This window comes from Auraticoccus monumenti (genome assembly GCF_900101785.1).
GTDB lineage: Bacteria > Actinomycetota > Actinomycetes > Propionibacteriales > Propionibacteriaceae > Auraticoccus > Auraticoccus monumenti.
Window position 1 is genome coordinate 4089729 of sequence record NZ_LT629688.1, and the last position, 17570, is coordinate 4107298.

Consider the following 17570-nt stretch of genomic DNA (forward strand, 5'->3'; position numbering starts at 1 on the left):
TCTGCTCCTGGGTCAGACGGCCTGGTAGCCGGTGCCACCGGGACGCTGCATGTACGGCGGGTGGGGCGCCGCCGGCGCAGGGTCCGGGGCCGGCGCTGCGGGGTCGCCGCTGCTCGCAGACCCCTCACCGGTGTTGGTCTGCTCGGTCTCGTCGTACTTGTCCGCGGCCTTGGTCAGCGCGGCGGCCATCCCCTCGAACTCCGCGCTGCCCTTCTCCAGGTAGCGCAGCACGTCCGAGCGCAGGTTGGTGTACTGCGTGGAGAGGGTGTGCACGAAGGCGAAGTCGGTGTACGTCACCTCGGTGGCCGCCTCGTGCTGGCTCTTGGCCTGCGCGTAGGCCTCGCTGGCCTCGCGCCAGGTCTTGGCCTCGGCGCGCAGGTCGTCGACGGCCACCTGCCGGTCGCCCGCCATCCCACCGGCGCCGCCACCGGCCCCGGCGCCGGCTCCCCCGGCTCCCGCTCCGGCGGCGCCCATCCCGGAGGGCATGCCCCCGCCCGAGCCGCCCGGCATCCCGGGGCCGGAGGGGACGTCGGGCATCTTCGGGCCCTTGTCCAGGTCGCCCAGCGGGATCCCGCCCGGACCAGGGTCACGGGGGATCATCGTCGGGGTGTCCACCCCGGGGGTCGTGCCCGGGGGCTGGTAGCCGGGGCTGCCCGGACCCTGGTAGCCAGGGCTCCCGGGACCTTGGTAGCCGGGGGTGCCGGGACCCTGGTAGCCGGGGCTCCCGGGGCCGTCGTAGCCAGGGCTCCCGGGGCCGTCGTAGCCAGGGCTCCCAGGGCCGTCGTAGCCAGGGCTCCCGGGGCCGTCGTGACCGGGGCTGCCGGGGCCCGTGGGCGGGCGGTAGTCGGACTGGTAGTCCGCCGTGCTGGCGCCGGAGCCGAGGTCGGAGTCGATGTCGTCGGGGATGCCGTCGCCGTCGACGTCACCGCCGCCGAAGGACGGGTCCTGACCGCCGCCGCCACCGCCGACGCCGGCTGCGCTGGTGCCGCCGGCCGGGCTCAGGCCCGGCGCGCTCAGACCACCGCCACCACCGCCGCCGCCGCCGCCGGAGGGGATGCTGCCGCCGGCGCCCAGCCCCGCGGGCATCCCGCCGCCACCGCCGGCGGGCATCCCGGGACCACCCGCGGGCACGCCGGCCCCGGGCCCACCGGCACCCATGCCGGCCGGGGCGGTGCCCACCGCCGGGGCGCTCACCCCGGCGGCACCGACGCCACCGGCGGAGGTGCTGGGCATGCCGCCGCCCTCGGCGCCTCCCGAACGCCCACCGGCGCCGCCCATCGGGGGCATCATCATCGGCGCGCCGCCACCCCCGCCGCGCCCGGCCCCCCCGTTCTGGTCGTGGGGGTTGATCAGGCCCTCGTAGAGGTCGACGGCGTCCAGCTCGTCGTCACCGCCGATGCCGGACGAGCCGGCGCGGGTGACCCGCTGGGTCTCGGGCTGTCGATCGCTCATCTCTCTCCTCGGGTGGTGGTGGGTGGGCCGCCGGGCCGGTCAGCTCTCGCGGCCGCTGACCAGCGTCAGCAGCCGGTGGCGGTGCTCCTGCCTGCGGCGCAGCAGGTCGGCCTCGTCCCCGGGCTCGAGCACCGGGGGCTGCCAGGCGTCGTAGGCGGCGGCGAGGGCGCGGGTGACGGCCTCGGTGAGCTCGGCGACCCGGGCCTGCTCGCGGGCCCACCTCGGGCTGACGTGGACGCTCTGCACCGTGCCGGCGGGGCTGAGCACCACCCGGACGCGACCGTCGGGGGTGCTCCCCTCGGCCGGTGGGGTCTGCCGCCGGGGCCGACGGCGCTCGGACTCCGGCAGCGCCCGCAGCCGGGCCCCCTCGTCCGAGAGCGACAGGGTCTCCTCCAGCAGGGCGTTGAAGCTGCGCCAGTCCACCGCGCGGTCACCGGTCCGGCGGTAGGGACCGGTGGGCAGGTCGAGCGGGAAGGTGCTGAGCGGGGCCGGGCGCGGGGAGGAGAGCTGGGCCCGACGGCAGGCGGCGGTCAGCGCCGTCCCCAGGTCCGCCTTGCGCAGCCGCTCCCGCCACCGGGTCGAGATCCGCACCCCGACCACCCGCAGGCCGTCCTCACCGAGCTGGACGCGGACCGCACCGGTGGGGTCGGCGACCCCGTCGGCGTCGTCGGCCGCGGGCTCGGCGGGGCCGGGCGCCGGGGCGGCGTCGACGTCCTCGGGTCGCGACGGGCTGGCCGGCGTCCCCGCGGACGCGGTGCTCCGGGTCGGGTCGAGGGGGTCCTCCGTCGAGGAGTCCTCGTCGGTCCAGATGCTCATCGTGGCGTCTCCCTGGAGGTGCGGTCGGACGCCGTCCAGTCTGGCAGCCCGCCGGGTCACTCAGTTGAGCTCGGGACGCTCCGACCAGGTGCTCAACCAGGCCAGCCGACCGGGCTGGCGGCGCAGCACCCGGCGCCACATCGGCACCGGGTCCGAGCCGAAGACGTCGTCGTAGCGGTAGGGCACCACGTACCAGCGGGTGTCGGCCAGCTCGGCCTCCAGCTGGCCGGGCTCCCAGCCGGCGTACCCGGCGAAGATGCGCAGGTCGTCGTAGGCGCCGGCGACGATCTCCAGCGGGGTGTCCAGGTGCAGCAGCCCGACGTTGTCGAAGAGCCGCCGCCAGCCAGGCGGCTCCTCCGAGGGGTCGGCGACCGCGGCCACGCAGATGGCGCCGTTGGGTGAGACCGGGCCGCCGGAGAACAGCACCTTGGGCTCGCTGACCCGCTCCACCCAGTCCGGCAGGACCGAGGAGAGGGACAGCTCGGAGAGCTGGTTGAGGATGACCCCCAGCGCACCGTCCTCGTCGGCGTCCAGCACCAGGACCACGCTGTGGTCGAAGATGCTGCCGCTCAGACCCGGGCCGGCGACCAGCAGGTCACCGGGACGCGGTCGTGCAGCGCTCACCGGGACCTCCCCTCACAGCTGGGTGTCGGCAGCCACCTCGGGCAGCTCGGCCGACCCGCCGGCGGCCTCGCGGACGGCCGCGGCGACCCGGTCGTGGACGTCGGGGTGGAAGACGCTGGGGGTGATGTAGCTGGCGTTGAGCTGGTCGTCGGCCACCACCCCCGCCAGGGCCCGGGCGGCGGCGATCAGCAGCCCCATCGAGATGTCGTGGCTGCGCGCGTCCAGCAGGCCGCGGAAGACACCGGGGAAGGCCAGCACGTTGTTGATCTGGTTCGGGAAGTCCGAGCGGCCGGTGGCCACCACCTCCGCGTGCACCGACGCCTCGGCCGGGTCGATCTCCGGGGTCGGGTTGGCCAGCGCGAAGACCACCGAGCGCTCGGCCATGGTGGCCACGTCGTCGGCGTCGATCACGCCGGGCGCGGACACGCCGACGAAGACGTCGGCCCCGGCCAGGGCCTGCTTGAGGGTGCCGGTGAGGCCCTCGGGGTTGGTGTGCTCGGCGACCCAGCGCAGCGAGTCGTTGAGGCCCGCGCGGTCGCGGTGCACCACCCCGGCGATGTCGGCGACCACCACGTGCCTGGCCCCGGCGGCGAGCAGCACCTTGAGGATGGCCGTGCCGGCGGCCCCGGCCCCGGACATGACGATCCTGACCTGGGACAGCTCCTTCTCCACCACGCGGAGCGCGTTGTAGAGGGCGGCGAGCACCACGATGGCGGTGCCGTGCTGGTCGTCGTGGAAGACGGGGATGTCGAGGGCCTCGCGCAGCCGGGCCTCGATCTCGAAGCAGCGGGGGGCGGAGATGTCCTCCAGGTTGATGCCGGCGAACCCGGGGGCCACCGCCTTGACCACCGCGACGATCTCGTCGACGTCGGTGGTGTCCAGGCAGAGCGGCCAGGCGTCGATGTCGGCGAAGCGCTTGAACAGCACCGCCTTGCCCTCCATCACCGGCATCGCGGCCAGCGGGCCGATGTCACCGAGGCCCAGCACCGCGGTGCCGTCGGTGACCACCGCGACCGAGTTCCGCTTGATGGTCAGCCGGCGGGCGTCCTCGGGGTTCTCCGCGATGGCCAGGCAGACCCGGGCCACGCCGGGGGTGTAGATCATCGACAGGTCGTCGCGGTTGCGGATCTGGTGCCGGGGCGCGGTCTCCAGCTTGCCGCCCAGGTGCAGCAGGAAGGTGCGGTCGGACACGCGCCCGACCTTGACCCCGGGGATCTGGGCCAGCGCCTCGACGACCTCGGCGGCGTGCTCGGTCGAGCTGGCGCCGATGGTGACGTCGATCTGCACCTGCTCGTGACCGGAGTCCGAGACGTCCAGGGCGGTGATCGCCCCGCCGGCCGCCTCGACGGTGCGGGTCAGCTGGCTGACCGCGGCACCCCCGGCCGGGGCGAGGATGCGGACGGTGATCGAGTAGGCCACCGACGGGGCGGCCTTGGGGCGCAGAGTGGTCACCGGGGTACTCTCTCACGCCCCGCCGGGGACGGGGGTCAGCCTGCGTTGTGCTCCATCCGGACCGGTTCGCGCAGCCCCATCACGGCTTCGCAGAGCCGGGCCGCGTCCACCGTGGCCACCACGTCGTGGGCGCGGACGAGGCGCCCGCCGGCCAGCACGCAGGCGGTGGTGGCGGCCAGCGTCCCGGCCAGCCGCTCGGGCTTGGGACGGTCCAGCACCTCCCCGACGAAGTCCTTGTTCGACACCGCCACCAGGGTGGGCAGCCCGAGGGCGGTGAAGACGTCGAAGCCGGCCACCAGCGCCAGGGTGTGCCGGGTGTTCTTGTTCAGGTCCGGACCCGGGTCCAGCAGCAGCTGGGCGTCGGGCAGCCCGGCGCGCCGGGCCCGGTCCAGCCGGTCGGCCAGGTGGTCGCGGACCTCCCCCACCACGTCGGCGTAGCGGGGCGGGGCGTCCAGGTGGCGTCCGGGGGCGGCCAGGGAGTGGGTGAGCACCAGCTGGGCACCGGTCGCCAGGGCGACGTCGAGCATCTCCGGGTCGTGCAGGCTGGAGGTGTCGTTGACGATGCCCGCCCCGGCGGCCACGGTGGCCCGGGCCACCGACGCGCGGGTGGTGTCGACCGAGACCACCACGTCGCTGTGCCGCACCACCTCCTCCACCAGCGGGAGCACCCGGTCGGCCTCCTCCGCCGCGCCGACCGGCTCGGCGTCGGGTGAGAAGGGCACCCCGCCGACGTCGACCACGTCGGCCCCCTGCTCCGCGGCGCGCAGGCAGGCCTCGACGGCGGCCTGCAGGTCGAAGGTCCGCCCGCCGTCGAAGAAGGAGTCCCGGGTGCGGTTGACCACGGCCATCACCGCCACCTGGCGGTTGAAGTCGAAGGTCCGGCGCCCGATCCGCCGGGAGGGCGCCGCGGTGACGGGGTCGGCACGGTGGATCGGCACGGCGCCATCCCACCACAGCCGGCCAACCGCCTCCTCCACCCACGGACCGGCGCACGACCTTGCCGCGGGACGGGACGCGGTGGGACGGTTCGGACGTGCCCACGCCCGCCCCTGCCCGCCCGAGGAGGGCGGCGCGCGCCGTGCACGCGGTCACCGCCGTGGTGGGTGCGACGGCGCTGCTGCTGCAGCTGGTGCTGGTGCTGACCGGGGCCGCGGTGCTGGTCCCCACCTCGCGCCCACCGCTGCCGGTCGCGCTCGGACGCCTGGTCAGCTACTTCACGATCCAGTCCAACGTGCTGGTCACCCTCGGCTGCGCCGCCCTGGCCCTGGGGCGGGACGGCCTGGTGTGGCGCTGGGTGCGGACGGCCTCGCTGCTCGGGATCACCGTCACCGGGGTGGTGCACTGGTTCCTGCTCCGCCCGCTGCTGGACCTGACCGGCGCCAGCGCGCTGGCCGACACGCTGCTGCACCTGGTGGTGCCCGCGCTGGCGCTGCTGGGGTGGCTGCTGGTCGGGCCCAGGCCCTGGACCAGTCCGGGGCTGACGGCCGCCACGCTGCTGTGGCCGGTGCTGTGGGTCGGCTCCACGCTGGTCGTCGGCGGGTCGACCGGCTGGTACCCCTATCCCTTCCTGGACGTCGGGCGCCTCGGCGCCGGACCGGTCGCCCTCGCCTGCGTGGGCGTCGCGGCCGGTTTCGTGGTGCTGGGGGTCATCCTGGTGCTGCTGGACCGGTGGCTGCCCGTGCCGCTGGCGGAGAGGAACCGATGAGCACGACCGAGCCCCGCCCCGTCCCCGAGGTGTGCACGGCGCGTCCCGGCGGAGGCCTGCGCCGGCTGACCCCGCGCTACGTCCCGCTCGGCGGCCCCCGCGCGATGCGGGTGCGCCGCACCCTGCCCCAGCGGGAGCAGTCGCTGATCGGGGCCTGGTGCTTCGTCGACCACTACGGCCCCGACGACGTCGGCTCCTCCGGCGGGATGGTGGTGCCGGGTCACCCGCACACCGGTCTGCAGACGGTCTCCTGGCTGTTCGGCGGGACCATCGAGCACCGCGACACCCTCGGCACCCACGCCCTGGTGCGACCGGGTGAGATGAACCTGATGACCGCCGGGTCCGGGATCGCCCACTCCGAGCACTCCACCGCCGACACCACCGTGCTGCACGGCGTCCAGCTCTGGCTGGCCCTGCCCGCCGCGCACAGGGCCACCGCGCCCGCCTTCGAGCACCACGTCCCCGAGCCGGTCACGGTGGACGGGGTCGGGGTCAGTGTCTTCCTGGGTGAGCTCCTCGGCCGGCGCTCCCCGGTCCGCACCTTCACCCCGCTGCTCGGCGCCGAGCTCACCCTGCCGGCCGGCACCCGCTTCGTGCTGCCGCTCGACCCCTCCTTCGAGCACGGGCTGCTGGTCGACACCGGCGCGGTGGCGGTGGACGACCTGGACGCCGCCCCGGGAGAGCTGGTGCACGTCCCGCTGGGCGCGGACCGGGTGGTGCTGGGCGCCGGCGACGAGCCGGTGCGGGTGCTGCTGCTCGGTGGGGAGCCCTTCGGGGAGCAGGTGGTGATGTGGTGGAACTTCGTCGGGGTGGACCACGACGAGGTGGCCCGGGCCCGGGAGGACTGGCAGGCCGAGCGCACCGCCGCCGGCGGGGAGCGCTTCGGCGCCTTCCCCGAGGCCTGGGCCGACAGCCTGCCCGCCCCGGTGCTGCCCCCGGTCCGGCTCCGACCCCGCGGGGAGCCCAGCGGCGGTTAGGGGGCGTCCTGGGCCCGCAGGGCCAGCCGGACCGGGGTGACGCCTCCCAGCTCCACCCGACGCCGCTCGGAGGTGGCCGGGTCGAACAGGCCCAGCCCGTCCCCGTCGAGGTGGAACAGCTGGCCGCTGTCGGGGGTCCAGGCCATCGCGTTCGCGGGGTCGACCGAGAGCGACCCGCCGCCGTCGGGGAGGCTGGCCACGGTGCGGCCGTCCAGGAGGTCGGTCACGACGACGCGGTCGGTGCCGTCACCGCCGCGTTCCCGCACGGCCATCCACCGGCCGTCCGGGGAGGTCAGCCCGCTCTCGGCGTACCCGTCCGAGGGCTGCGCCATCCCCACCCTGCGTTCCCGTCCGGTCCCCGGCTCCAGGACGTACCGGCTGCAGATCAGCGCGTCGTCGCAGTCCAGCACCACGAGGACCCTCGGACCGGTGGCGAGGACCCGACCCCGGGTGATCCGCTGGGGACGTGGCCCCGCCAGCGACCAGACCCCGCCGGTCGCCTGCACCAGCAGGCCGCCGACCCCGTCCGGGAGCACCGCCGGCCAGGCCGTCCCGGGCACCGTGATGGTGCTCTCTCCGCCCGCGGGCCGACCGGTGAGGTCGACCAGCTCGACCGCGGTGGCACCACCCTCGTAGTCGAAGCGGCTGACCCACGCGTGCCCGGGTGGTCCCGGCAGCAGGCTGAGGAAGCCCCGCGACCGCTCCAGCGCGCCAGGGATCTCGACCCGCTCGGCCGCCGCGTCGTCGGGCACGTACTCCGCCGTCCCGGACTCCTCGGAGAAGGCCAGCACCCCGTCGGGGCCGGGCAGGAAGGCCGCCCGCGACCCCGGGGCCGAGGCCACGCGGCTGCGGGTGCGCACCACGTCCCCGGTGGACAGCTGGAGGCGCTGGACGTCGCGGGCGGTCTGCAGGAACAGCTCCCAGGACGGGTCGGCGTCGGGGAGCACCGGGACCCCGCTGGTGTCGCGGACCGGCTGGTCCTCGTCGGCGGTGGCACTCGGTGAGGGGCTGGGAGTCGGCCGGGTGCTCGGTGTCGGCCGCTCCACCGGGGCGGTCGGTGAGGGCTCGGGGGTGACGGAGGCGTCCGGGCGGGAGAGGCCGACCACGGCCACCAGCGCCCCCACCAGGAGCAGCACGGTGAGCAGCACCAGCCGGCGCGCGTCCGAGGGCGACGGCGGGCCCTGGTCCAGGTGGTCGACCCCGTCGCCGTCCGCGTCCTCGCGTCCAGCCGGCACGTACCGAGTCTGCCACCCGGGACCGACCCCGCGACCGGGGAGTCAGCTCCGCACCGACAGGCGGTACAGCTCGCCGGTCGGGGCGTCGAGGCTGGTCAGCTGCCCCGTCCGGGGGTCCGCGGCCGCCAGGCCGTCGCCGGTGAGCAGCAGGAGCAGACCGCCGTCGGGGGTCCAGGTCATCGACGACAGCGGGTCCAGCAGCCCGTCGGCGTCCAGCTCGTGCTCCAGCACGGTGCTCCCGGTGCCGAGATCGAGCACCTGCACCCGCGGCCGCCCCTCCGACCCCAGGGTCCACCTCGCCCACCAGCGCCCGTCCGGCGAGGTGCTGCCGGTGAGCCCGTAACGGGTGTCGTGCGGGTCCGCCGGACCCAGCACCCGGACCTCCCCGGTGTCACGGTCGAGCACCTGCCGCTCGCAGGCCAGCTCGTCGTCGCAGACGACGACCACCAGCGCACGGGCCCCGACGGCGGTGGCGGACCCGACGGCGAGGCGACGGGCCCGATCCCCCTCCAGCTGCCACAACCCACCGGGCGCGGTCAGCAGCAGCCCGCCCCGGCCGTCGGCCCACAGCGACCCGGCGACCGGCACCGGCCGCGGGCCCTCGATGACCCGGCCGCGGGCGTCCACCCTGGTGAGCACGATGGTCCCGGCGGCGTCGCGGACGGCGATCCACAGCTCCCCCGGGGGTCCGGGGTACACCTCGGGGTAGGTGTCGGGGTCCTCGACCCCCGGGAGCGCGACCTCGGTGGCGGGCCCGTCGTCGGGCACGAGCTGGGCGGTGGCCGAGGGCCCGGAGTAGGTCAGCAGACCCTCAGGGCCCGTCACGACCGCCGAGGAGTAGCCCTGCCCCGCGGGGACCCGGATCCGGGTGCGGACGAGCTCACCGGTGGCGAGCCGCACCCGGAACACCTCGTCGGCCCCCTCCAGGAAGAGGTCCCACCCGGGGTCGGCGCCCGGGAGCACCGGGGCGCCGAGGGTGTCCTGGACCGGTGCGTACCGGTCGGCGGTGCCGCTGGGTCCCGGCGTCGGCGTGGGCCGCGTGCTCGGTCGCCCGGGGGTGGTCGGGGAGCTCGGGGTCGGCTCGGGGGCGGCGGAGCCGTCGGGTCGGGTCAGGGCGACCACGGCGACCAGCGCGGCCACCAGGACCAGGACGGTCACCAGCAGCATCCGGCGCGCCTGCGGGGGCGACGGGGGACCGTGGTCCAGGTGGTCGGCCCCGTCGCCCTCCACGTCCTCGCGTCCGGTCGGCACGCGCAGGAGTCTGCCACCGGCGGGGTCCGTCGTAGGGTGGCGGACCGCCCTCCACGGAGGCCCCTCCGGACCCTCGCCGCGACACGCCCGGGCGTCGGGCGCGACACGCCGGGAGAGCCCAGCAACGGCGCGGCCGGAGCAGATCGGTGGCCTCCGGGGATGGCGTAATCACAGCCGTGTGATTACAGTATGTGGTGGTGGCACGGAGGTGACACCACTAGATACAGGGCTCGACGGGTGTAAACTTCCCCTACGAACGGCGAGACCTCGGAGCACCACCCCAGGAGGAATCATGACGGTGACGGTGTACACCAAGGACCGCTGCGTGCAGTGCAACGCGACCTACCGCGCCCTCGACGCCAAGGGCATCGAGTTCGAGGCGCTGAACCTCGAGATCGACGACGAGGCGCTGGCCATGGTGCGCTCGATGGGCTACCTGCAGGCCCCCGTCGTGGTGGCCGGTGACGACCACTGGTCCGGCTTCCGCCCGGACAAGATCGACGAGCTCGCGGCCCGTCTCGCCGGATGAGCGACGCGACCTCGCGTGAGCAGCTCCTCGCGAGCTCGGGGAGCACCACCACGCTCCCCCGCACCGACGAGGCGGACCTCGTCTACTTCTCCAGCGTCTCGGGCAACACCCACCGCTTCATCACGAAGCTGGGGCGCCCGGCGCTGCGGATCCCGATCCACCCCGACCGCGAGCCGCCCCTGGTGGTGACCCGGCCCTACGTCCTCGTCGTGCCCAGCTACGGCGGGGGCGACGGGTCGGGCTCGGTCCCCCCACAGGTGGTCCGCTTCCTGAACGACCCGCACCACCGCTCCCTGCTCCGCGGGGTCATCGGGGCGGGCAACACCAACTTCGGTGCGGCCTACTGCCGCGCCGGCGACATCATCGCCGCCAAGTGCGGGGTGCCGCACCTGTACCGCTTCGAAGTCTTCGGAACAGCCGACGACGTCCGCGTCGTCGCAGAGGGATTGGACCAGTTTTGGACACAGCAGTGATGGACGCCCCCAGCGGGGTCGCGATGGACTACCACTCGCTGAACGCGATGCTCAACCTCTACGACCGCGACGGCCGGATCCAGTTCGAGAAGGACCGTGAGGCCGCGCGGGAGTACTTCCTGCAGCACGTCAACCAGAACACGGTGTTCTTCCACTCCCTGAAGGAGCGGCTGGACTACCTGGTGGAGAAGGGCTACTACGAGGACGCCGTCCTGCAGAAGTACGACTTCGACTTCATCCAGCGCCTCAACGACCTGGCCTACGCCAAGAAGTTCCGGTTCGCCTCGTTCCTGGGTGCCTTCAAGTACTACACCTCCTACACGCTGAAGACCTTCGACGGGAAGCGCTACCTGGAGCGCTTCGAGGACCGCGTGGTGATGACGGCGCTGACCCTGGCCGAGGGCGACCAGGCGCTGGCCACCCACCTGGTCGAGGAGATCATCGCCGGCCGGTTCCAGCCGGCCACCCCGACGTTCCTCAACGCCGGCAAGGCCCAGCGGGGCGAGCTCGTGTCCTGCTTCCTGCTGCGGATGGAGGACAACATGGAGTCCATCGCCCGCGGCATCAACTCCGCCCTCCAGCTGTCCAAGCGCGGTGGGGGCGTCGCGCTGTCGCTGAGCAACATCCGCGAGGCCGGTGCGCCGATCAAGCACATCGAGAACCAGTCCAGCGGCATCATCCCGGTGATGAAGCTGCTCGAGGACAGCTTCAGCTACGCCAACCAGCTCGGGGCCCGCCAGGGTGCTGGCGCGGTCTACCTCAACGCGCACCACCCCGACATCATGCGGTTCCTCGACACCAAGCGCGAGAACGCCGACGAGAAGATCCGCATCAAGACCCTGTCCCTGGGCGTCGTCGTCCCCGACATCACCTTCGAGCTGGCGAAGAAGGACGACGACATGTACCTCTTCTCGCCCTACGACGTGGAGCGGGTGTACGGGGTGCCGTTCGGCGACCTGTCGATCTCGGAGAAGTACCAGGAGATGGTCGACGACCCGAGGATCAAGAAGACCAAGATGAACGCGCGCCAGTTCTTCCAGACGCTGGCCGAGATCCAGTTCGAGTCGGGCTACCCCTACATCGTGTTCGAGGACACGGTGAACCGGGCCAACCCGATCGAGGGCCGGATCAACATGTCCAACCTGTGCTCGGAGATCCTGCAGGTCAACACGCCGACGACCTACCACGAGGACCTGTCCTACGACCAGATCGGCAAGGACATCTCCTGCAACCTGGGGTCGATGAACATCGCGCTGTCGATGGACGGCCGTGACCTCGGCCGCACCGTGGAGACCGCGATCCGCGCGCTGACGGCCGTCTCCGAGGCCAGCCACATCGCCTCGGTCCGCTCCATCGAGGTGGGCAACGACCAGTCCCACGCGATCGGCCTGGGGCAGATGAACCTGCACGGCTACCTGGCCCGGGAGCACATCCACTACGGCTCGCCGGAGGCGATCGACTTCACCGGCGCCTACTTCGCCACGGTGCTCTACCACTGCCTGCGCGCCTCCAACGCGCTGGCCATCGAGCGGGGACGCACCTTCGTCGGCTTCGAGGGCTCCACCTACGCCAGCGGGGAGTTCTTCGACACCTACACCGAGCGCGACTGGCTGCCGGAGACCGAGCGGGCCCGCCAGCTCTTCGAGGACGCCGGCGTCCGGCTGCCCACCCGCGAGGACTGGGCCGCGCTGAAGGCCTCGGTGATGGAGCACGGGATCTTCAACCAGAACCTGCAGGCGGTGCCGCCGACCGGGTCGATCTCCTACATCAACCACTCGACCTCCTCGATCCACCCGATCGCGTCCAAGATCGAGATCCGCAAGGAAGGGAAGCTCGGCCGCGTCTACTACCCGGCGCCGTTCATGACGAACGAGAACCTGGAGTACTACGCCGACGCCTACGAGATCGGCTACGAGAAGATCATCGACACCTACGCCGCGGCCACCCAGCACGTGGACCAGGGCCTGTCGCTGACCCTGTTCTTCAAGGACACCGCCACGACCCGCGACATCAACCGGGCCCAGATCTACGCCTGGCGCAAGGGCATCAAGACCATCTACTACATCCGCCTGCGCCAGCTCGCGCTGGAGGGCACCGAGGTCGAGGGCTGCGTCAGCTGCATGCTCTGACGCCTCCCCTCCTCCCGCCCACCGCACAGACACAGAGGACGACGAACACCGTGGTTGACTCACTCAAGCTGCTCGACCGGGTCCAGGCCATCAACTGGAACAAGATCGCCGACGACAAGGACGTCGAGGTGTGGAACCGCCTCGTCAACAACTTCTGGCTGCCCGAGAAGGTGCCGCTGTCCAACGACGTCCAGTCCTGGGCCACGCTGACCCCGCACGAGCAGCAGCTCACCATGCGGGTGTTCACCGGGCTCACGCTGCTGGACACCATCCAGGGCACCGTCGGGGCGGTCTCGCTGATCCCCGACGCGCTGACCCCGCACGAGGAGGCGGTGTACACCAACATCGCCTTCATGGAGTCGGTGCACGCTAAGAGCTACTCCTCGATCTTCTCCACGCTGTGCTCCACGGGAGAGATCGACGAGGCCTTCCGCTGGTCGGTGGAGAACCCGAACCTGCAGAAGAAGGCCGCGATCGTCATGGAGTACTACAAGGGCGACTCCCCGCTCAAGCGCAAGGTGGCCTCCACCCTGCTGGAGTCGTTCCTGTTCTACTCCGGCTTCTACCTGCCGATGTACTGGTCCAGCCGGGCCAAGCTGACCAACACCGCCGACCTGGTCCGGCTGATCATCCGCGACGAGGCCGTGCACGGCTACTACATCGGCTACAAGTTCCAGCGCGGCATGGAGCTCATCACCCAGTCCGAGCGCGACGACATCAAGGACTACACGTTCTCCCTGATGTACGAGCTCTACGACAACGAGGTCGAGTACACCCGCGACCTCTACGACTCCGTCGGGCTGAGCGAGGACGTCAAGAAGTTCCTGCACTACAACGCCAACAAGGCCCTGATGAACCTGGGCTTCGAGGCCATGTTCCCCAAGCAGGTGACCGACGTGAACCCCGCGATCCTGTCCGCCCTGTCCCCCAACGCCGACGAGAACCACGACTTCTTCTCCGGCTCGGGCTCCTCCTACGTGATCGGCAAGGCCGTCAGCACCGAGGACGAGGACTGGGACTTCTGAGCCCTTCCTGACGCACGAGGGCCCCCGCACCGTCTGGTGCGGGGGCCCTCGTCGTACCGGCTCTCAGATGTTGGAGGCCGGCGGGTTGTTCTCCTCGGCCGGGTCGCCGCCGCCGGCGTCGGCCTGGTCCGGGATGCCGAGGCGGTCACCGGCCATGTCCTGCGCCTTGTCCACGTGCTCGGCGTGCTTGCCACCGGTGCGTGAGTCCACGGCGTCGCCGGCCTTCTCGATGCCCTGGTCGACCTGGCCCTCGTGGCCCTGGACGGCGTCCTTGGCCTTGTCGAAGATGCCCATGGTGTGCGTCCCTCTCTGTGGCTGACAGTCTGACTCCTCGTGGCTACCCGTGGTCGTGCACCACCAAACCGGGGACCGGGCGGACGGCCCGGCGAGGATGGGCTGCGGCGTGCGGGGTAGCAGGTCTGGGGGCGGTACCGGACCGACCCCAGGACGAGCAGAGGAGACGCGCGATGGCGTCGGAGAGCAGCACCACCACCGACCACGACGAGATCCGCCGCTGGGTCGAGGAGCACGACGGCACCCCGGCCCTGGTGCGCGCACCGAGGACTCCGGGAAGGGCCCGGGCGTGCTCCGCATCGACTTCCCCGGCGGGGCCGGTGAGGACAGCCTGGAGCACGTGGACTGGGAGACCTGGTTCGCCGCCTTCGAGGACTCGGGCCTGGCATTCCTGTACCAGTCGAAGAAGGCTGACGGCAGCGACAGCACGTTCTTCAAGCTCGTCAGCCGCTGAGCGTCCCCGGCCCGGCCGGCGCGGCGCACCCGAAGAGCGCCGTGCCGGTCCCCGGCCCAGGGACGACGAAGCGCCCCGACCCACGAGGGGCCGAGGCGCTGCGCGACTCAGAGGGGTGGAGGTGGCGGGAATCGAACCCGCGTCCTCGGAAAGTGAACCAGGGCTTCTCCGGGCGCAGCTGGCTAGACGTTTTCTCGGCCCCCACGCTCGCACCAGCACGTCGTGGACAGGCCCAGCCCTAGTGAAGTCCCCGGCGCGCCCTAAGGCGTAGCGCGACGAGCAAGTCTCCTAGATGACGCCAGTACCCGGGTCGGAGACGGCACCCGGACTGACGCTTCGGTCACTGCTCAGGCAGCGAGAGCGAAGTCAGTGCGCTTAGAATCGGCACTTGTTGGTTTCCAAGGGACATTTACGAGTTGACCTTGGATTCTCGGCCCGCTTCCCCTGGGACTACTGTCCCAAGTCGAAACCGATCACCCCCTGTTGAGTTGTACCCACGCCACCACCGAGGCGGCGACGTGAGGGCCAAGTATACGCCTGAACGCGACGGGCACCAGCCGGTTCGACCGGCGACCGACCGGCCCCGTCCCCACCTCGCTCTTCCCGACCCGGTCCCGCTGTGCCAGGGTCGGAGGACACCGTCCTCCGCCCGGATCGAGGCCCTCCCGTGACGCTCTCCCGCCTGTCCCGCCCCCTCGCCTGCGCCGCCGTCACCGGGGCTCTGCTGCTCACGACGCTGACCCCCACCGCGGACGCCCGCGACGGCGGCTTCCGCGTCAACCCGTACCTGCAGAACCCGACCACGACCTCGATGACGGTCACCTGGTTCTCCTACGACGACGCGCCGGGCGAGCTGGTGCTCGACGGACCCGGGCACCGCGGCACCCGGCTGGTGTCGGACCCCGAGCCCCAGCCGGTCCTCGCCTACACCGAGCTGGAGCGGCAGCAGGAGATCCCCGGTCTGGAGCAGGGTTCCTGGCTGCACGAGGACGGCAACGTCAAGCACGTGGTGCGGCTCACCGGGCTCGAGCCGGGCAGCACCTACACCTACCGGGTCACCCAGGACGGCGCCACGGTCGGTGCCGAGCTCTCCACCGCCCCGGGCCGCCGCGACTGGGAGCACATCCGGTTCATGGCCATGTCGGACTCCGAGACCGAGCCCCTGGGTCGCGTCCAGCGCCGTGAGTGGGCACCCGGACTCGGCGCCGAGGACCGTCCTGCGGCCACCCCCGGGGGCGAGTGGGACCAGACCTTCGGCACCACCACCCTCTCCGGCACCCGGGTGCTGCGCTACCCGCTGACCGAGGACGACGGCTACCGGCGCAACCTGGCCGTCCTGCACGCCCAGGACCCCGACTTCGTGCTGTACCCCGGCGACCTGGTGCAGGGCGGTGGCTACCAACCGGGCTGGGACGAGTTCTTCCGCCACAACGCCGGTGAGGTCGGCAGCGGTCTGTCGAGCACCCCGGTGCTGCCGGCGCTGGGCAACTGGGAGAGCTTCGGGGCGCTGAACGGCGGCTACGGCACCCCCGAGGACCGCTCGGCGGTGGTGCGGTCCCGGGCCAAGTACCACGCCTACTTCGACTCCCCCGCCAACGGCACCCCGGCCCACGCCGACAACTACTACCGCCTGGACTACGGCCCGGTCACGGTGATCACCCTCGACCCCAACAACGGCGAGCCCGACGCCGTCCCCGCCGACACCCCGGCCTCGGAGAAGGCCACCGGCCGGGAGTACCGCGGGCCCGGCACCGACACCCAGAGCAACTTCACCCGGGCCGAGTACGAGGCGGCCGGCGGCACGGACCTGTCGGACCTCAACCCCGGCTCCACCCAGTACACCTGGGCCGAGCGCCAGCTGCAGAGCGCCCGCCGCCAGGGCCAGGTCGTGGTGGTGCAGTTCCACCACAGCGCCTACAGCTCCGGCGAGCACGGGCTGCCGATGTACCACGCCGACACCTCCGGTCAGGGCGGCACCCCGATGCGGCAGTACCACCCGCTGTTCGAGCGGTATGGCGTCAGCGCGGTGATCTCCGGCCACAGCGAGATGTTCGAGCGGAGCTTCGTCGACGAGGACGGTGACGGGGTGGGGGTGCACTACTACGACGTCGGGGTGGCCGGCGACGGGCTGCGCGGCGAGCGCCACGACGGCCCCACCCTCGAGGCCCCGCTGCTTCGCTACAACGAGTTCCGCCGCTGGACCGCGGACCAGGACGAGCGGGAGGTCTGGGCCGAGGTGGACGGCGTCCGTCAGCTCGTCTCCGGCGGCAAGCACTACGGGCACCTGCAGGTGGACCTGACCCGGGTCTCCAGGGGACGCGCCAAGGCCGAGCTGGTGCTGACCCCGGTGCACAGCTTCCCGGTGCTGGACGCCGACCGCCGCGTGGTCCGCACCGAGCGGCGGACCTACGCCGACGTGGTCACCCTCGAGCTGGACGCCCGTGGCCGGGTGCTGCGCTGAGGATCACTGCTCGCGCAGGATCTTCAGCTTGGCGGCCTTCGTCGCCGGGTTCTGCCAGTCGTCGCCCTGGGCGGCCTTGGCCCCGCCGATGATCGTGCCCAGGAACCAGCCGAGGGTGATCAGGGGGAACATGAGGTTCTCGAGGAAGTCGGGCAGGAAGATGCTGGCGATGCCGGCCACGATGAGGGTCAGCAGGCTGAGCACCTGGAAGTTGAAGGCCTTGGCGGCCTCCTTGCGGGCGTAGCTGCCCTCCGGGGAGAGCAGGAAGAAGAGGCCGGGACCGAAGAAGCTGGTGAACATCCCGGAGAAGTGGCCCACCGCGGCCGCCCCCTTGCCCACCTGCTCCCCCGTGCGGGCCAGAGCCGCGTTGGTGGGCTGGTAGGCCGGGTGGGTGCCCAGCGCCTGGCTGCCCCGGGAGACGTCCACCAGACCGTAGAAGGCGAGGTTGAGGTCACGACGGGTCACCGCGGAGATCACCTGGCCGATGCGACGGTCGAACTCGTCCTCGGTGATCCTCCCCTCGGCGTAGGCACCCTGGAGCCAGGCCTCGGCGCGGTCGCGCTGCTGCTCGGTCACGGGCTGGTTCAGGCTCGGGTGCTCGTACATCGTGTTCATGGTCCCACTGTGCGCGTCCGGCGGAGCAGGGACCATAGGGCCTTCCCCCGACCCGACCCTGCTCCTCCCCCTCGCCCG

17 protein-coding genes and 1 other RNA gene are annotated in these 17570 nt (G+C 72.4%); 8 read left to right on the forward strand and 10 right to left on the reverse strand.

The genetic code is table 11. The features are described from left to right. Positions 1-12 precede the first annotated feature (12 nt). The 5 genes from BLT52_RS20990 to folP are packed head-to-tail and all read right to left on the reverse strand — an operon-like array spanning position 13 to position 5282. On the reverse strand, positions 13-1452 hold the full coding sequence (locus BLT52_RS20990; protein ID WP_157677223.1) for a hypothetical protein: 1440 nt from the start codon (positions 1450-1452) through the stop codon (positions 13-15). A gap of 39 nt (positions 1453-1491) precedes the next feature. Further along, complete coding sequence (locus tag BLT52_RS18955; RefSeq protein WP_090595699.1) at positions 1492-2268, reverse strand: YbaB/EbfC family nucleoid-associated protein; 777 nt, start codon at positions 2266-2268, stop codon at positions 1492-1494. Positions 2269-2328: 60 nt separating this feature from the next. After that, positions 2329-2892: a YqgE/AlgH family protein gene (locus BLT52_RS18960; RefSeq protein ID WP_090595701.1), complete on the reverse strand. Its 564-nt coding sequence runs from the start codon at positions 2890-2892 to the stop codon at positions 2329-2331. Between the two features lie 12 nt (positions 2893-2904). Then, positions 2905-4344: an NAD-dependent malic enzyme gene (locus tag BLT52_RS18965; protein WP_231946399.1), complete on the reverse strand. Its 1440-nt coding sequence runs from the start codon at positions 4342-4344 to the stop codon at positions 2905-2907. Positions 4345-4379: 35 nt separating this feature from the next. Then, positions 4380-5282 carry a dihydropteroate synthase gene (gene folP, locus BLT52_RS18970; protein WP_231946400.1) on the reverse strand — a complete coding sequence of 301 codons (903 nt, stop codon included), beginning with the start codon at positions 5280-5282 and terminating at the stop codon, positions 4380-4382. Between the two features lie 140 nt (positions 5283-5422). Between folP and BLT52_RS18975 the strand changes: the two genes are divergently transcribed. Next, on the forward strand, positions 5423-6049 hold the full coding sequence (locus tag BLT52_RS18975) for a Pr6Pr family membrane protein (RefSeq protein WP_090595702.1): 627 nt from the start codon (positions 5423-5425) through the stop codon (positions 6047-6049). Next, positions 6046-7026 carry a pirin family protein gene (locus tag BLT52_RS18980; protein WP_090595704.1) on the forward strand — a complete coding sequence of 327 codons (981 nt, stop codon included), beginning with the start codon at positions 6046-6048 and terminating at the stop codon, positions 7024-7026. Before BLT52_RS18975 ends, BLT52_RS18980 begins: the two co-directional genes overlap by 4 nt. Here the strand turns inward: BLT52_RS18980 and BLT52_RS18985 are convergent. Together BLT52_RS18985 and BLT52_RS18990 are read right to left on the reverse strand one after the other, a co-directional pair. After that, positions 7023-8261, reverse strand: a complete 1239-nt coding sequence (locus tag BLT52_RS18985; protein WP_090595705.1) for a hypothetical protein — start codon at positions 8259-8261, stop codon at positions 7023-7025. The two genes, BLT52_RS18980 and BLT52_RS18985, sit on opposite strands and share 4 nt — an antisense overlap. A 42-nt stretch (positions 8262-8303) precedes the next feature. Further along, a complete protein-coding gene (locus BLT52_RS18990; protein ID WP_090595707.1) occupies positions 8304-9512 on the reverse strand; it encodes a hypothetical protein in 1209 nt (402 codons plus the stop codon). Positions 9513-9804: 292 nt separating this feature from the next. Between BLT52_RS18990 and nrdH the strand changes: the two genes are divergently transcribed. The 4 genes from nrdH to nrdF are packed head-to-tail and all read left to right on the forward strand — an operon-like array spanning position 9805 to position 13668. After that, positions 9805-10041 carry a glutaredoxin-like protein NrdH gene (gene nrdH / locus BLT52_RS18995; protein ID WP_090595708.1) on the forward strand — a complete coding sequence of 79 codons (237 nt, stop codon included), beginning with the start codon at positions 9805-9807 and terminating at the stop codon, positions 10039-10041. Then, on the forward strand, positions 10038-10514 hold the full coding sequence (gene nrdI / locus BLT52_RS19000; RefSeq protein WP_090595709.1) for a class Ib ribonucleoside-diphosphate reductase assembly flavoprotein NrdI: 477 nt from the start codon (positions 10038-10040) through the stop codon (positions 10512-10514). The genes nrdH and nrdI overlap by 4 nt, the downstream gene beginning before the upstream one ends. Further along, on the forward strand, positions 10514-12643 hold the full coding sequence (gene nrdE / locus BLT52_RS19005) for a class 1b ribonucleoside-diphosphate reductase subunit alpha (protein ID WP_090597124.1): 2130 nt from the start codon (positions 10514-10516) through the stop codon (positions 12641-12643). Before nrdI ends, nrdE begins: the two co-directional genes overlap by 1 nt. Positions 12644-12693: 50 nt before the next feature. Beyond that, entirely contained in the window at positions 12694-13668 is a 975-nt protein-coding gene (gene nrdF, locus BLT52_RS19010; protein WP_090595710.1) for a class 1b ribonucleoside-diphosphate reductase subunit beta, read from the forward strand. Positions 13669-13731: 63 nt separating this feature from the next. Here the strand turns inward: nrdF and BLT52_RS19015 are convergent, their stop codons facing one another. Continuing rightward, positions 13732-13962, reverse strand: coding sequence for an antitoxin (locus BLT52_RS19015; RefSeq protein WP_090595711.1), 231 nt, complete (start codon positions 13960-13962; stop codon positions 13732-13734). A 289-nt stretch (positions 13963-14251) separates the two neighbouring features. Here BLT52_RS19015 and BLT52_RS21295 point away from each other — a divergent pair, with 289 nt between their 5' ends. Then, positions 14252-14416 carry a hypothetical protein gene (locus tag BLT52_RS21295; RefSeq protein ID WP_197679110.1) on the forward strand — a complete coding sequence of 55 codons (165 nt, stop codon included), beginning with the start codon at positions 14252-14254 and terminating at the stop codon, positions 14414-14416. Positions 14417-14529: 113 nt separating this feature from the next. On the opposite strand, the gene ssrA is transcribed toward BLT52_RS21295, so the two are convergent. After that, positions 14530-14897, reverse strand: a transfer-messenger RNA (tmRNA) gene (gene ssrA / locus BLT52_RS19025). Positions 14898-15083: 186 nt separating this feature from the next. On the opposite strand from ssrA, the gene BLT52_RS19030 reads away from it, so the two are divergent. Next, positions 15084-16877, forward strand: a complete 1794-nt coding sequence (locus BLT52_RS19030) for a purple acid phosphatase family protein (RefSeq protein ID WP_197679111.1) — start codon at positions 15084-15086, stop codon at positions 16875-16877. A gap of 3 nt (positions 16878-16880) precedes the next feature. Here the strand turns inward: BLT52_RS19030 and BLT52_RS19035 are convergent, their stop codons facing one another. Then, complete coding sequence (locus BLT52_RS19035; protein WP_172804081.1) at positions 16881-17492, reverse strand: DUF1707 and DUF4870 domain-containing protein; 612 nt, start codon at positions 17490-17492, stop codon at positions 16881-16883. Positions 17493-17570: the final 78 nt, after the last annotated feature.